Below are 16,213 nucleotides of genomic sequence, written 5' to 3' on the forward strand. Positions count from 1 at the left end.
ATACTATCTTCACTACGAAAAAGATGCTCTAGGACTGTAATTCGCTCTTGTTTTTGTACTGGTTCGCACCAACCACCAGCTCTCTGTTACAGGGAAACAACAACTACTGCTTTTCCTTTCAACGCATGAATATTAAATTTTCAAGTTGGACCACTAAAATACAAAAAGTCCCTACTGAATAAATCAGTAGGGACGATATTTATCGCGGTACCACCCTAGTTGTAGACTAACTTTCTGTCTACCTCTCTTCACTGTTAACGATCAATTGACCGCTTTTTCTTCATAAAGACGAAACTATCTTTACTACGAAAAAGATGCTCCAAGACTGTAATTCATGATTATCCCTGTACTGGTTCACACCAACCACCAGCTCTCTGTTACAGTAAGACTAACCACTACTGTGATCTCTTCATTGCACTTTGTTTATTCAAATGTTTTTGAAATTGAATAAGTATGATTCGTATTATAGAACGCTTTTCAAAACACTGTCAACAACTTTTTATATATTTTTTAAAAATCCACTTTCGTCCTACATTTCTTCTTGTAAATTCTCCATAACAATTCCGATGCGAATTATCTCATTATCTATTGTATTTAGTACATATTTTTCTACTCCATACCGGATTAATACTTCCTTTATTTGAATGATTTCCGTTTCAAGTAAATCGGCTTCCTGAAGCGTTTGTAGTAAAGCGAAAAATACATTTGCATACAATTCTTTATACATTTTTATACTTTCTGTCTTTTCAAGCATTTCATTAAATAACTGTTTTAACTCCGTTTGATTCCCTTTGCCACCAACGTCCGAAAATGTTTTACATATTATCGATAAACCTCTCTCAACTATCTCATCCATAAATAAAATAATACGTAAAAGCATTACATACTCTCTAGCTGTGATTTCACCCATTTTCGGTCGCTCTCGTAAAAATATACTAAGCCAAGCTGCCCAAAATTTTTGTTGTTCTTTTACACTTAACGTTTTGACATAATAGCATAAAAACTGCATAAATTTAATTTTATTTTCTTCGTTTTCTTGTATAAGCAACGGGTATAACCACTCTGTTTTTTGCTCCCAATACAGTACACATTTAATAAATACAAAACTAAGCCATTTCAAGAAAGCTTCCCTCGTATGCGGATGTAATACTTCCAAATGTTCTACCGCGTATTTAATAAATAGCTTCATTTCTGTAAATAAAGGTAAATTGATTTGCGTATAACATAAGCCTGCCCATGCATATTTCGTAATTTCATTTTCCTTCTTTAAATCTAAGTACGGTAACAAATATTTTCGGCACCATTGTTTCTCAATATGATAAAGAAATGTAATATCTGCTACTAAACGAGCTAACATGTAATTTGTCCGCTCTGAGCTAACTCTTACTTGTTCTTCAAATAAAAATAAATATTCATACACATTTCGATCGTATAAATGATCATATGATAACAGTTTTAATAACACTGCTGTCATTTTCCCAACAGGATGCTGGATCGATTCATTGTAAAAATCTTGTTTTCCCAGTTTAAAATCTGTATCACTTTTCATTACATGAGGGAATACCGAAAAAGCAAACCGTTTCACGTTACGTATGCTGTTTTCGTCTAATTCTTCTAATCGGTTACTAATTTCATATAGAAAGCTGCTAATTAACCAATGAAAAGCAGTATTTCTAACAAATTTCTGCAATAGCGGAATAACTTTTTTGATTTGTTCATTTGTCAGTCCTCGGTTATTTCGCCACTCTCTAATACAAACAAACCACACTTCATTACTTATTTCGTGCATGCTCACTAATTGATAAGCAAATGAAATACTCCATTCTGTATTCAATTTACATGCTTTCGATAACATCTCTAAAAAATGACGTTGCTCAAAAACACCGTCTTGAGAAAATTGACGAACTTGCTTCATAATTTCATCGTCTTTCAGCTGTAATAATCCATCAGCAGTTACGTTACAAGTAATACTTTGTTCCGTGGTTTCTTTCTTTTGTACGCTGTATCGATCAGAATGGAAGTGAGGATGCTTTTGCTTCATTACCTCATAACCTTTTGCTGTAGAGGGACTATTGGAATCACAAGTGAATAATAAATCTAACACGAAACAAACATCAAACGCCCTCTCCTCTGCAAGGTCCTTCAGTACTATTTGAATGACTTCTTCTTTTGTTTTTTCTAAAGAAGATGCGAAATGATTTTTTATAAGCTGAAAAACTTCGTGTTTATAGGTGACATTTAAAAGAAGTCCTTCCTGAAACAACCATTTCATTTTGTCATCGGCGCTAACGAATATATTTTTATTCATCGCATCAATTGCAATTCGGTTCTGAAGTATGCTGTTTGCTTCTATCATTTCTGTAATATAATAATTTGCCTTTTTCTCATTGTTTTCACATAAATAAGCTAAACACTCTTTTACAATTTGAATTAAAAACGCAAGATCATTTTGCTGAAACTCTTTTTCTACATTTTCCTTATCTCTTTTTTTCAATGCCGTTTGCCTTAGTGATAACATTCGCATCTTTTCTATACCCATCGTCATAATCGGTACGGCGTAATAGGCAATATGCGGTTTCATCTTCTCATTCCAAATTTGCTCCACATACGAAAATGTAGAAACTGGTAATCGACTCGATTCCTCAAGTTCTATTGATTCTTGCGTATCATTTCCCCAATTCCTCTCCCGCTTCAATTTAAGTTTTCCGTCCAAAATAAACGTTAGTAACAATAAAGCAATCTCTTTATGCTCAGGAAAAGAACATTTTTGCAGTAAATAAGAAATTTTTTCAATTGATTTACTATCTTTTTCAGCTGTTTCTAGTAAAAGAAGTGTCCATCTCGCAAACAACAATGGGTCCATCTCAATTTTCGTCTCGTTTAAGTAACTACAAATTGTTCTCCATAATAACGGAGATAGTTTAGAATGATTTTTAAAAATTAATTGAAATAATTCTTTTTGATGACTAAATAGAAATTGTTCTACTAACCATTCTGCAAGTAGTTCATCTACCTCATTATAGTTTGATGTAACTAAAAACAAGTTTTGTAATTTCCCTTCTGCTTCAAGCCATTCCACCCATTCATAATCATGAGCAAATTCGACAAAGTAGCGGACTGTTTCAATTTTTTTTATTGATTGTTTTATGTATGATAATTGTTCCTGCTCTACTGACGGCGGAACTGTTACTATGTCACGAATGCGCATTCGTTTTGTAATATAATTATCTCCCATTAATTCTGCCCATCGCTTCACTGCTTTAACGAGAGATTGATGATTATTACCTTTATTCGGATATACAATCGGCCGTATTCCTAAATGCTCCCAGTGGTACGTATTTTCCCCTTGCGCAACAAAAGCATAACGCCTTGTACTTGGTGGTAAACCAGTCGCTAAATACTTCATTACTGGGTCATTATGGCTATATCCAACGAATAAAACAGTGTAATTCGAGAATAAATCAACTAAAAATCTTCTTGCCCACCCTTCCGTCAAGTAAGCCCTTCCAAAATCACCATCTGTTAAAATTAACGCTTCTTTCTCTTGTTCTATATTCCCATGTATGTAAGCAAGTCCTTTAAACGCTCTACCTGTAGGTAACGCAGGTGCATAATATACGTTTAATTCTCTATTCATTTCACTCATCGCAGTTGTAAAATGTCGATCAAAATTTGTCGTTACAATGCGGACTTCAGTATCTAAAGGAAACAACCTCGGAATCGCATAATGGAGCGGATTCGGCTTAGATTTTTCAGTATGAACTAAATCTCTTGCAACTTGATGTACATCTTTTGTTTTCGCAATTTTACCAAGATAATAATCATGAGGTTCTGTTATTTCACGTTTTTCGACATATAACGTTTTTGCAATTTCATCAACTAGATCATCAAAATTCGGTAAGTTAGATTTCCCTTTCATAGAAACTCCCGCTCCAACAAATAGTACTAACTTTCCTTGTTCCAAATGATCAATTAACTCATCTGGAATTTCTACTTCTGAAGTAATCCACACGAAGGATTCCCCCTTACCTAAAAATGTCATATACTCTCATTTTACTATAACATTTTTTCTTTGTTTTTTTAATATTTAGACAAAAAACGAGCGTGAAAAAGTTTTATGTAAATATATTCGTTACAATGTATGAACTCCTAAATTTATTGTAAAACTATGTATAAATCGGAGGTGTAAATATTGAATGGTTTTACTGTAGTACTTATCAAGTTTATATCGTGCATTATCGCATTTAGTATTGGACTTGCTTTATTTTTCCCTGCAACGTTCGTCCAAATTATTTCATTTAGTCTCTTTGTTACAATCGTATCCTATATGTTCGTCGATAAAATCATATTAAACCGAATAGGCAATACTGGTGCCATTATGTCGGATTTCTTACTAACGTATTTAAGTGTATGGATTTTCGGTAATATTTTATTAGACAATTACATGCAAATTGCATGGGGCAGTTTCCTTTCCGCTATTGTCTTTACATTATCTGAAGTAATCGTTCATCGCTTCTCTAACTCACACACAAGGCACCACAATGATAACATTCATATTAATCGCCGCTTTGCATATGGTACGGAATTTGCTGAAGAGCAGAATATATTGGATAAAGATAAGAAGAAGTAATATTTTGATGCTGGAGCCCTTTTTTAATTATGCGGGCTCCTTTTTTAGGCTATCATTTTGGTACGTGAAATTATATCGACGATTTTTCAAATATATCTATCGTAACTTGAAATATATCAACGATTATTTCAATATATCGACGTTTCGACAAGAGATATCGATTTACCGACAATATTTGAAAACATTTTTTCTAATAAAAAACTACCTCTTATTTAGAGGCAGCCACTTTCAAATCTTTTAACTGAACAACATCAGCAAATGCTCCAAACACTACGTTATGATGCTTTACAATGTCTTCCGCACGTAACACGTCTGTATGAAACGTACTATGTGCATCACTTACTAACGTTACTTTATACCCTTCGCTAAATGCTCTTCGTGTTGTCGTATCTACACAGTACTCCGTTTGCATTCCTGAAATGATAACGTGTTCAATTTCTTTTTCTTGTAATACTTCGTTTAAGTTCGTCTTATGGAATGAATCTGGCGTCGTCTTTTCAACAATACTGTCCTCTTCTTGCGGAGCAATCGCCTCATGCACTTTCCAGCCCTCTGTACCTTTTTCTAACGGATGATCTTTTGGTCCGTTATGTTGTATATAAATAACTGGAATATCATTAGACCGACATTCCCCAATAAGTTCTTGCAATATTTCTAAAAACTTTTCCCCGTTATGTACTGGTAATCCTGCTGTATACATACCTGCTTGCACATCAATTACTAGCAAAGCTTTTTTCATTTCGCGCAACTCCCTTTGTTTGTATATGTCTCTAAATATTCATCATAATACAAAACTTCAATTACATTAGACCAATTCAAAATTGATCCAATAAAATCTTTTATATCAAGCCCAGGCATTTCATATACTTCTTCATTGTTAGCAGTTCCTGTCGCATCTTCAATGAGCGTAACTTTATAGCCTTTTTCAAAAGCAGCGATACTTGTAATAAACAGCAAAATTCCGTATTAAATCCAACGATTACGACATGATTAACTTTATGTTTTGTTAATACTTCTTCAACACTTGTTCCTTTAAAAGCACTAGGTGTTGTCTTCTCAACTACATAGTCCGCAAACTCGGCATATTCTTCTACTAATTCACTGCTGGCTGCTTCAAAATACAACGTACTTTCTGGATTATCATCTCGGTGTTTTAAGAAAATAATAGGTGCATTCTCAGCTTTAAATCGCTTTAAAACATTTACGATTAACGCTTTTTCAACCGAAAAATCTTTACACTCTAGTATTCCCTTTTGCATATCTAAAACAAGTAGCGCCTTCATTTCTATTACCTATCACCTATCCCCCTATAAATTTATACTCCATCATCCAACAATCCTCTAATTTCCCCTCATGTAGTTCATGTTCCTTTAACATCTTGACCTTTTTAAATCCGCATTTTTCATAACATTTTATTGCGCGTTCATTATTGACTTTCGGGTCCATTGCGATTGCTTCTGCCCCCGTTTTCTCCATAATATATATAATTGCTGCCTGAACGAGTTTCGTTCCAATTCCTTTTTCCCAATAAGTCGGCTCACCGATAAATTGATCCATTCCCCATACATTTTGAGATTCTTTATAGCCATATAATGCTTTCCACTCAGAATCAATTGGGTACATTTGAATATAACCAATCCGCATATCATTAAACTCTATTACACATCTTTTTTCATGACTATTGGGATTATGTATGAAATGATTCAGTACCATTTCTACAGATTGCGGATTATCTCGTCCTTCATAATACTGCAAGACTTCTGGGTCTGTTAACCATTTTGAAATGATCTGTGCATCCTCTTCTTTTACGTACCGAACCGATACTTGATCTTTTTGAAATAACATATAATACCTCTTTTTAATTATTTATATTTTTCCTTGTTGTGAAATCTTTCATTGCACCTACTAATGCGTATGGTAACAATGTAATCGCAAAAAATGCAGTAAACACATTAAAATGAGGAATTTCATATGGAGTGAACCATTCCGTGAAAAATTCAGACTGTAAAATTCTACTTAAAAACTCTCCACTTGGCTTAAAATTTGGTGCCCATCCTGTAATCTCACAAGTAATAAATAGTAATTGAACAATTATAAATGCCCCTAGATAGCGAAACCATGTCCGTTTCCAAATCGGCTGCGCTTTATTTAATTCATGTTCCATCTAGCTCCCACCTTTTTATTTCCATCCTATTTAATTATACACTTTTCACAATTTATTTGTTAAAATTTTCTATATAATCATTCGTACTGGGGAGAATTCATTGTGTCTAATCCTATACTTAAATCAACTTTAATCATTCTTAGAGGAAACTCCGCAAGTGGTAAAACAACAATCGCAAAGCAACTACAAGAACATTTCGGACAAGGTACACTTTTAGTATCACAGGATGTTGTACGTAGAGATATGCTTAGAGTACACGATACGATGGGGAATTTATCACATGATTTACTATTTGAAATTACAAAGTATGGAAAAGGAAAATGTGAATTTGTTATTTTAGAAGGCATTTTAAACAGTCGTAGATACGGTGATATGCTGAAAGAATTAATACATTTTTTTGAAGGAAATGCCTATACATATTACTTTGATTTATCGTTAAAAGAAACGATTCGACGACATAACACAAGGGACAAACGACATGAATTTGGTGAGGATTCCCTAGAAAAATGGTATAATCCGCACGATACGATTGAAGTTACTAGAGAAACTATTTTTACAGATAACTTCACGCAAAAAGATATATTTGATGCGATTCTTAATAATGTTGCGATCAAAAAACAAGACTAACATAATATGTTAGTCTTGTTATGTACTTTGTATTTCAGTTTTTATAATTGAACAATCTTTACATAAATAATAGTATATAATCATTTCCCCAAACTGGAAATCAACTACTGAAATCAGCCCGCGTTCCTCGATATCTTGTGTAATTGTAGCAACATACTTCATCTCTTTAGAACAAGTTGGACACGCCAAATTCTCTGGAAGATCATCATATAATGGTGCCCCTAATAATCTACATACATATTCAGAACCGAACAAGTCGAAAGCTTCCCAGTAACTATCTTTATCAGAAGGTATATCTTCATTTTTCATATTTATAAGCCTTAGATTTGTTTTTGGGAGGGGAACTGGTAGCTTATATCTTATATCCCTCTTCCTTCAATTACTCTATACCCTTTCCGTTCATTGCAATGTGCACCATATAATTCTGTTGTCATATTCTATCCTCGTTTTATATAAATCTGATCCACTTCATTATAAAAAATTAACACTAGAATACACCTATCCTTTAAATTTAATTACACTATTACGAGTGAAAGTGCATAGTAAATGATTTGATAAATAATATATTTACTTTTTCTTTCCATGACTCAATCATATTAATTCAAAAATAAAAGCCAGCCTCAATAAAGAGAACTGACTTCTATCTAGATAACTATATTTATTAAAGAATTTTAACTTTAACAGTTTGTCTTCCCCAATTCATAGCCTTACTTTTTGAACCCATTAAAACATCAATACGATTTCCTTTAATAGCACTTCCAGTATCACCAGCGATAGCTTCTCCATAACCTTCTACCCATACTTTAGATCCTAATGGGATTACTTTTGGATCTACTGCGATAATTCTCATATTCGGATTAGCCGTTAAATCATGCCCCATCGCAGTTAAAACGCGTCCACCATATGTACCATTCTCACTTGGATCCGCTGTATATGCTGTCGCTACTACCGTTAATTCACGTTTAGCAGACTGTATGTTATTCTTAGACTCTTCTTTTACTTTTGCTTCTTCCTTAGCCTTTGCTATTTCTCTTGCTTTCTCTTCTTCCTTAGCCTTCGCTATTTCTCTTGCTTTCTCTTCTTCCTTAGCCTTCGCTATTTCTCTTGCTTTTGCTTCTTCCTTAGCTTTGGCTATTTCTCTTGCTTTCTCTTCTTCCTTAGCTTTGGCTATCTCTCTTGCTTTCTCTTCTTCTTTAGCCTTTGCTATCTCTCTTGCTTTGGCCTCTTCCTTAGCTTTGGCTATTTCTCTTGCTTTCTCTTCTTCTTTAGCTTTTACTTCTTCTTGGGCTTTCACGTCTTCTTTAGGCTTAACTACTTCTTGTACTTTCACTTCTTCCTTAGGCTTTACTACTTCTTGTACTTTCACTTCTTCTTTTGGCTTTACTACTTCTTGTACTTTCACTTCTTCTTTTGGCTTTACTACTTCTTGCACTTTCGTTTCTTCCTTAGGCTTTACTACTTCTTGTACTTTCGTTTCTTCCTTAGGCTTTACTACTTCTTGTACTTTCGCTTCTTCCTTAGGCTTTACTACTTCTTGTACTTTCGCTTCTTCCTTAGGTTTTGTTACTTCTTGTACTTTCGCTTCTTCCTTAGGCTTTGTTACTTCTTGTACTTTCGCTTCTTCCTTAGGCTTTGCTATCTTTTGTGCTTTAACTTCATCCTTAGCTTTAACCGTTTTTTGTACTTTCGCTTCTTGCTTCGTTTTCTCTTTCGCTTTTTTTTCAACTGGTGCTGTACTTGATAGGAAAGAAACATTTACATAAGCTGTTTTTCCTTTATACTCAAATTGTAACCAACCATCTTTTACTTGATGCGTTGATTCAATTACATCATCTGTTTTTAATCTGCCAAGTATTTCTGATTCTGTACTTGCATCAGAACGGACATTTAACAAATTCGCTGTTACATAATACACATCTTTTGTAAACTCCGCACTTACAAAGACTTCTTTACCATTTAAATCAATTTTGGACCATCCTTCTTCCGTATGTATAACCTTTAACTTTTCTCCTTCTTTTACTTTTTTGACAATTTTTGATTCCGTAGTCGGTTTTTCACGTACGTTGAGTACATCTGCTGTTACGATAGTTTCTGCAGTAGCAACTGTGGTAAATGTCCCCATCCCAAAAACTGTTGCTGTAGCTGCGCCAAGTATTTTTTTCATAGTAGCCTCCATTACGTTTTTTTGACTTCTATTATATCAAATGCTTCCATAAAATTAGGTATTTTCACAGAATATCAAAACTTTTGTAACAATATATTAATATTACTTAATATATTGTTGTTCAAAACATCCTTTTTCTTCAAGAATATCAAATTTATACATTTGCGTTTTATACATAAAGAATCACCTCATCATATATAAAATGAGGTGAGCGAAAGGCTATTTGTTTAAGAATTTCTACAGTTATCTTTCTTGATTATCATAATATGTTTTATCTGCATATTTTTTATCATTTCCTTTTAAATACGCTAAGATTATTTTTGGATTTTTAACTAAAGTCCAATCTCCATATGTATCAAATCTTCTGCACGAAGTTATCATTCCATTTTTTATTGTACCGAACTTCTTATTTTGTTGTTTTCCCCATTCTTTTAACCGTTTTGCAAAATCTGCATCTTCTGCCATAAGCATATTTTCATTGAATCCATTAATCGCCATAAAGTCTTTTCTATAGCACCAAAAAATCCCGACAGATATAGCCCCGTACTTAAAAAATAATGGAATTATTATTAACAAGGCGGAAACAAATATTCCTAAAGATATTCTTTCAAACTTACCAGTTACCCCGCCGCCAATATATTTACCTGAAACTAAATATTTGTCTACGTTAGACAAAAAAGACTCTGTCATTTCGGTATCAGCATCTATAGTAATGATTATTTCCCCAGTAGCTATCGTGGCTCCTGCATTTCGGATTTTAGACAAGTTTTTATCTTCATTTTTTAATGTAATACAGTTATACACCTTTGTTATTTCCTCTGTTTTATCTGTACAACGATTTAAAACCACTATGACTTCAGTTTGATCTTTATATGCTTCCGCTGCCTTTGAAATGGAATCTAAACATTTTCCAATGTACTTTTCTTCATTGTGCGCAGGGATTATAATAGAAAACTTTATATCTTTCTTTAAATCGTTTCCTAAAGAGTCATTCGTTTCTTTCATAACACACCTCTTTTTATAAAATGAATTTTCATTCTATATAACATATATTAATATTTATGAGACTATATTATAAAAACTAAAAACATGTTTAAAGTCACCTAGAATTCTTCGATCAAAACAAAATGAAACAATATTTTTTATGCTACATAGTTATCACGATTCCTGCCACAAACAAACTTACGATTGCTAAAAATTTTGTGCCGACTATAGCCCCTCTTAAATGAAACTTATAGTCTTTGTATCCCTTCATGCCTTCTGTACTAGGAATAACAACAAATCTTGGGGTAATCCAGCAAAAGATGAGCCAATCCAGTATAAACAAATCTACTACATTAAAAATCATTAAAATACCAAAAGTATGTAAATAGGCATCAATATATAATAATTTTTCATGTTTATGTAGTATATATGTAGAAACGAACGGAGTACCGAAAAGAATAGCATTATATACGATATTAAAGTAAATCGTTTGCTTTTTTTCATGGATCGATTTTGGAAAAACTACCTTTTGAATATCTTTTGGATATTCAGTTAACGAAAGACGAGGATTATAATATAATGATCCTAAAATCATCACGGATAATACAATAGACATAATGACACCAACGTACATCATTTGCTCAAATGAACTCATAAGCACCATTCACCCTTTTCTGTAATCGCTCCATCGTACACGTACTTAATTACTTATTGTATGTACCGCATCAATCAAAAATTAATAATTCAATTTATCAATGACTTTATAATTGAAATTATAATTTATGTGTCATTTATCTTTTCTGAAGAACAATTGAAAATTAGTTTGGAGGAATATTATACAAAAGCGAAATTTGAAGAAATTGATTTTGATTTATATTTCCAACTCGTAGCAAATAAAGGAGTAATAGCGCAAATTACCGAACTCACTATTCCATTCGATGCAGCACAAAATGACCTTACAAGGCTGTTAAAGCGCAATGAAAACCATTAATTATTTGGTTCTTATAAAATATATGATTCTATTACAAATGAGTATATTGCTCTTGGACATGTTACGGTAAACGAGGATAATGTAAAAAAAGCTGAAATTGGTTATATGATTTTGCCAGAGCACTGGGGAAAAAGATATGGTAGCGTATTGCAAAGGAATTCATCAATATAGAGAAGTAGGCCGATATAAACGTACTAAAAGCAATTATCAATCCAAGTAATATCCTCTCTCGCAAAATTTTAATACATATAGGTTTTACATGCGAGAAAGTTTGTGAGATCGATGGGTTGCCTGGGGAGATATTATGTACATATATTTAACTAAATAAGAGGAGATACTACTAGTAGTATCTCCTCTCCCTCTTAGCCATCATCTCATGAAATGGTGGCTTTTTCTATTTACCATTATTCATAATTTCAAATTGAAGTCTACGTTATTTATAGCAGACAATCAATCTTCCTACTATACAATAGAAAACATCATATACACTCCAACTACGAAGAATACAGCTAATGTCTTAATTATCGTAATACCAAAAATCTCTTTATAAGCTTCTCGGTGCGTTAATCCGGTAACTGCAAGTAAAGTTATAACCGCTCCGTTATGAGGTAAAGTATCCATACCTCCTGCCGCCATTGCAATTACACGATGTAGCACATCTAACGGAATATCAAAGCTCGCTGCCGCTTCAATATATTTTTCTGCCATTAAACCTAGTGTAATACTCATTCCACCTGATCCTGATCCTGTCAGTCCGCACAATATATTTGTCATGACCGCTCCACTAATTAAAGGATTTGAGAAAGTCCCCGTTAAATAGTTTTGAATCATGACAAATCCAGGTAAAGCTGCTATTACGGCACCAAATCCATATTCAGCTGCAGTGTTCATAGATGCTAAGATTGAACCACTTACACCCACACTTGTAATAGATTGAAAATGCTCTTTTACCGCTTGGAAGTTTAATAATATAGCTGACAATATTCCAATAAGAAGTGCCATTTCCACTGACCAAATCCCCACGACTTGTCCCATATCTATTGTTCCGTACTCCTTCAAACCTATGGATGCAAAATCAAATCCCTTTGTATACCAAACAGGAATGAATTCTGTAAAGACTTTATTCATCACTCCAACCAGTACAAGCGGAAGAAATGCTATCCAGTAACTAACTGGAATTACATCGCTGGAAGCAATCGGGTTTTGTACCAATTGCGCGCTAGTTGTAGCAGCCATCTCAGAAGTAGCACCGCCTTTTCCGAAATACCCTTCTCCCTTAGCAGCAGCCTTCTTCCTGCATCTTTCCAAATACAACATACCACATATAAAAATAAACAGTGCTCCTATAATCCCTAATGTAGGAGCGGCATAAATATCTGTTTTAAAGAACGTAGTTGGAATAACATTTTGGATTTGAGGCGATCCAGGAAGTGAATCCATCGAAAACGTAAATGCACTGAATGCAATTGTTGCAGGAATGAGACGTTTCGGAATATCCGCTTCACGAAATAATTGCGCCGCAAATGGATAAATCGCAAATACTGCGACAAATAAACTGACACCACTATATGTAAGAATGGCTCCCATTAATACGATGGAAAGAATTGCTCTTTTCACGCCTATAAAACGGATAATAATTTTCGCGATTTTTTCTGCTATTCCAGTGATTTCTACCACTTTACCGAATATCGCTCCAAGCAAAAATACAGGGAAATATAATTTTATAAATCCGACCATCTTCGCCATAAAAACATTAGAAAAGAATGGTAAAACATTCGCCGGTTCTGTTAAAAATACAGCGAGCAACGCACATAACGGAGCGAATAAAATGACTGAAAATCCTCGGTAAGCCACAAAAATAAGTAAGCCAAGCGATAACAATACAATCAATAAATCCATAACCCCAATCCCCCTCAATTATATGGATTTTTTAACTTTGTATCCTTTTCTGTTTGTATATATTTTAGTAATTCCTGCCAAAGGCAGGAATTACTTTTTTGCATATTATAGTTATAGCTTTTTATTTATGATGAAAAATTGGTGCCCTCTTTTCTATAAAGGCCTCCACTCCCTCTCTTACATCACTTGTTTGAAACACATGTCCGAAATTCTCAGCTTCTATTTTTAATCCCTCCTCAAGAGAAGCAGATAATCCCTTATTGATAGATTGCTTCATCAAGGATAAAGCAGGAAGAGAAAACCGAGCCATTTTCACAGCTAGTTCCTTCGCCTTATTCAGCGATTCGCCACGCGGAACAACATGATTCACCAACCCAACTCGCCAAGCTACTTCGGCAGTGAGTGGTTCACCAGTAAACATCATTTCTTTCGCACTTGCAGTTCCAATTAACCGTGGTAAACGTTGTGTTCCTCCTGCACCTGGAAACAAACCTAACTTCACTTCTGGAAGCCCGATTTGGGCGTGTTCTTCTATAATCCGTAAATCACATGATAAAGCTAATTCACACCCGCCCCCAAGCGCTAATCCGTTAATAGCAGCAATTACAGGCTTCGGCAATCTTTCTATTTTATTTAACGGATTCTGAAGCCACAATGATTTTTCCTCTGCATATCCACTCCCTTTCCCAATCCATTCCGGAAACGACTTAATGTCTCCTCCTGCAACGAAGGCCTTTTCTCCAGCTCCAGTTAGAAGTACAGCAATTACTTCATCATCCTGTTCTATTTCACCGACCACTACCGTCAGTTGCTCTATCACAGCAACGCTCAGTACATTCACAGGAGGATTATCAATGATAATCGTTGCGATTCCATCTTCTTTGGACCATGAAACAACCCGCTTATTTTCCAATCTAATCCCTTCTTTCCAATATGAAATAAGGTGAAATTAGCACATCAAATTGTTCTTTTAATTACATAACCGACCTGTTCGCGATCCCAAGCGCCACTGATTCCTTCCTCCTTCAGCTTGAACTTTTGAATCCGTTCCGTTGCGGTTTTTGGAAAAGTTTCACTGAACTGAACATAACGAGGTACCATGAAGTAAGCCATGCGTTCTTGACACCAATCTATAATCTCTTCATAGGACATCGTCTCTCCTTTCCTTATAATCACATATAATTTAACATCCTCTTCTCCCACTTCTGATGGGACACCGATGGCCGCCGATTCCATTACTTTTGGATGATTATTTACAACTTTTTCGATTTCCCAAGAGGAGATATTTTCACCACGCCTCCTGATACATTGTTTGATTCGATCGCAAAAATATAAGTAACCTTCTTCATCTAGATAACCTCGATCTCCTGTATGGAACCATCCCTCCATCATCGCCTCTTCTGTTTTATCAAGCATTTTATAATAGCCTTCCATGAACGCTTGCCCCTGTAAGGAACGAATAAAAATCTCTCCAATTTCACCAGTCCGTGCTTCATTTCCATCTTCATTGACAATTTTCGTCTCTACGTAAGAATATGGTTTTCCTATAGAAGGTGGCTTATTGGCATGCAATGGATTCGTTACACAAAAACCCGTCGTTTCAGTTAATCCGTAACCTTCCACAATCCGGACGCCAAACCGTTCCTCAAATGGCTTCCAAAACTCCTTAGGCGTAGCGGCGCAAGCCGTCACCCTTACTAAATTGTCATTATCGTCTTCCTTTACTGGCTGCTTGCAGAGAATAGGAATCATAGATCCTAAAGAATTAAAAATGGTTGCACCATGACTTCGAATTTCACCCCAAAATCTAGAAGCACTAAAACGCTTACCAAGAGCAATCGTCGCATTGGAAGAAATAGATCCAAGTACTGTATGGGCCTGAGCGTTTATATGAAATAACGGAAGCGCTGTAAATAAGACATCTGTTAAACTTGCACCAACCATATAATTGGCAAATGACTGCGCAGAATTTACATATGCAGAATGACTTAACATGACCCCTTTAGGTAAGCCAGTTGTTCCTGAGGTATAAAGGATACTGTTAATAGAAGTGGAGGAAACAAATGTAGTTGGAAAGTGATGATTATTTGTATTTAGTACATCTTTCAATTCAATTACTGATTTATTTTTACCATCACCTGCAATGACCACGCTTTCATTTCTTCCGTAAGAAACAATTTGAATGTCCCTATGTATACATGACAAACAAGAGGCAATTTGAGGAACAAATTCCTTATCAACGATAATTAACTTACAATCAGAGTGAGATACAATATACTGCAAACCTTCTCCTTTTAAATGCACATTCAGAGGCACCGCAATTGCTCCCATAAAAGATAAAGCAAACCATACATCCAAATATTCAGGAGTGTTATGAAGCATAATACAAACCTTGTCTCCTTTTTGAATACCAAGCTCACAAAATCCCGCTATGGCTCTTGCAATTCGATTATAAAGCTCTTCATATGTAATCTTTTGTTCTTCAAATTGTAAATACACTTTACTTGGTGTTTTTTCGATACTTTGCATAATAAAATGCGGTAAACTTTGATTTTCCAGCATTGAATTCCATCCCCTTCCTGCTAAAATCCTTTTTATTTATATAGCAAGAAACATGCCAAAAATCGACTCATTCCCTATTCCCTTATTCCTTCGTACTCCCCCTTACATGTCTAATTTCACATGTCGCATTTGCGCTACAAATATTAGCAACCATGTCGCAACTATAAGAAAATGTCGCAAAAAAGAGACAAT

Annotated in this window: 12 protein-coding genes, 3 pseudogenes and 2 other annotated features (1 of these 17 running past the window's edge); of the genes and pseudogenes, 3 read left to right on the forward strand and 12 right to left on the reverse strand. The window is 34.7% G+C overall.

What is annotated here, in order from left to right:
• Window positions 1–131 (reverse strand) — a binding site (T-box leader); it reaches 105 nt to the left of the window's first position.
• Between the two features lie 54 nt (window positions 132–185).
• Window positions 186–422 (reverse strand) — a binding site (T-box leader).
• A gap of 107 nt (window positions 423–529) precedes the next feature.
• Window positions 530–4,042 (reverse strand): DUF4020 domain-containing protein, encoded by a 3,513-nt coding sequence (locus tag AC3WTI_RS05560; RefSeq protein WP_087955963.1) that lies wholly within the window; start codon window positions 4,040–4,042, stop codon window positions 530–532.
• 150 nt (window positions 4,043–4,192) lie between these two features.
• Between AC3WTI_RS05560 and AC3WTI_RS05565 the strand changes: the two genes are divergently transcribed.
• Entirely contained in the window at window positions 4,193–4,630 is a 438-nt protein-coding gene (locus tag AC3WTI_RS05565) for a YndM family protein (protein WP_048526062.1), read from the forward strand.
• A 208-nt stretch (window positions 4,631–4,838) separates the two neighbouring features.
• On the opposite strand, the gene AC3WTI_RS05570 is transcribed toward AC3WTI_RS05565, so the two are convergent.
• The 4 genes and pseudogenes from AC3WTI_RS05570 to AC3WTI_RS05585 form a co-directional block, all read right to left on the reverse strand.
• A complete protein-coding gene (locus AC3WTI_RS05570) occupies window positions 4,839–5,369 on the reverse strand; it encodes a cysteine hydrolase family protein (protein WP_087955962.1) in 531 nt (176 codons plus the stop codon).
• A pseudogene (locus AC3WTI_RS05575) lies at window positions 5,366–5,913 on the reverse strand (isochorismatase family protein). The gene AC3WTI_RS05570 and the pseudogene AC3WTI_RS05575 overlap by 4 nt, the downstream one beginning before the upstream one ends.
• A 16-nt stretch (window positions 5,914–5,929) precedes the next feature.
• The gene (locus AC3WTI_RS05580) at window positions 5,930–6,475 is read right to left on the reverse strand and encodes a GNAT family N-acetyltransferase (RefSeq protein WP_087955960.1); all 546 of its coding nucleotides are present in this window, start codon (window positions 6,473–6,475) and stop codon (window positions 5,930–5,932) included.
• A gap of 13 nt (window positions 6,476–6,488) precedes the next feature.
• Complete coding sequence (locus AC3WTI_RS05585) at window positions 6,489–6,794, reverse strand: YfzA family protein (protein ID WP_087955958.1); 306 nt, start codon at window positions 6,792–6,794, stop codon at window positions 6,489–6,491.
• Window positions 6,795–6,896: 102 nt separating this feature from the next.
• Here AC3WTI_RS05585 and AC3WTI_RS05590 point away from each other — a divergent pair, with 102 nt between their 5' ends.
• The gene (locus AC3WTI_RS05590; RefSeq protein WP_087955956.1) at window positions 6,897–7,421 is read left to right on the forward strand and encodes a kinase; all 525 of its coding nucleotides are present in this window, start codon (window positions 6,897–6,899) and stop codon (window positions 7,419–7,421) included.
• Between the two features lie 18 nt (window positions 7,422–7,439).
• On the opposite strand, the pseudogene AC3WTI_RS05595 reads toward AC3WTI_RS05590, so the two are convergent.
• From AC3WTI_RS05595 to AC3WTI_RS05610, 4 genes and pseudogenes are all read right to left on the reverse strand, one after another.
• A pseudogene (locus tag AC3WTI_RS05595) lies at window positions 7,440–7,775 on the reverse strand (hypothetical protein); the annotation flags it as partial.
• Between the two features lie 307 nt (window positions 7,776–8,082).
• Window positions 8,083–9,585 carry a cell wall-binding protein EntB gene (gene entB, locus AC3WTI_RS05600; RefSeq protein WP_144488312.1) on the reverse strand — a complete coding sequence of 501 codons (1,503 nt, stop codon included), beginning with the start codon at window positions 9,583–9,585 and terminating at the stop codon, window positions 8,083–8,085.
• 243 nt (window positions 9,586–9,828) lie between these two features.
• Window positions 9,829–10,590: a glycosyltransferase gene (locus AC3WTI_RS05605; RefSeq protein WP_087955951.1), complete on the reverse strand. Its 762-nt coding sequence runs from the start codon at window positions 10,588–10,590 to the stop codon at window positions 9,829–9,831.
• Window positions 10,591–10,732: 142 nt separating this feature from the next.
• Window positions 10,733–11,224: a nitroreductase gene (locus tag AC3WTI_RS05610; RefSeq protein ID WP_142286476.1), complete on the reverse strand. Its 492-nt coding sequence runs from the start codon at window positions 11,222–11,224 to the stop codon at window positions 10,733–10,735.
• Between the two features lie 168 nt (window positions 11,225–11,392).
• On the opposite strand from AC3WTI_RS05610, the pseudogene AC3WTI_RS05615 reads away from it, so the two are divergent.
• Window positions 11,393–11,880 (forward strand): annotated as a pseudogene (locus tag AC3WTI_RS05615) (GNAT family N-acetyltransferase).
• A gap of 142 nt (window positions 11,881–12,022) precedes the next feature.
• Here the strand turns inward: AC3WTI_RS05615 and AC3WTI_RS05620 are convergent.
• The 3 genes from AC3WTI_RS05620 to AC3WTI_RS05630 form a co-directional block, all read right to left on the reverse strand.
• Window positions 12,023–13,459, reverse strand: coding sequence for a GntP family permease (locus AC3WTI_RS05620; protein ID WP_087955947.1), 1,437 nt, complete (start codon window positions 13,457–13,459; stop codon window positions 12,023–12,025).
• Window positions 13,460–13,580: 121 nt separating this feature from the next.
• On the reverse strand, window positions 13,581–14,372 hold the full coding sequence (locus AC3WTI_RS05625; protein ID WP_087955945.1) for an enoyl-CoA hydratase: 792 nt from the start codon (window positions 14,370–14,372) through the stop codon (window positions 13,581–13,583).
• Window positions 14,373–14,416: 44 nt separating this feature from the next.
• A complete protein-coding gene (locus AC3WTI_RS05630) occupies window positions 14,417–16,021 on the reverse strand; it encodes an ATP-dependent acyl-CoA ligase (protein ID WP_087955943.1) in 1,605 nt (534 codons plus the stop codon).
• Between the last annotated feature and the right edge of the window lie 192 nt (window positions 16,022–16,213).

The organism is Bacillus sp. EB106-02-03-XG38 (assembly GCF_058792175.1).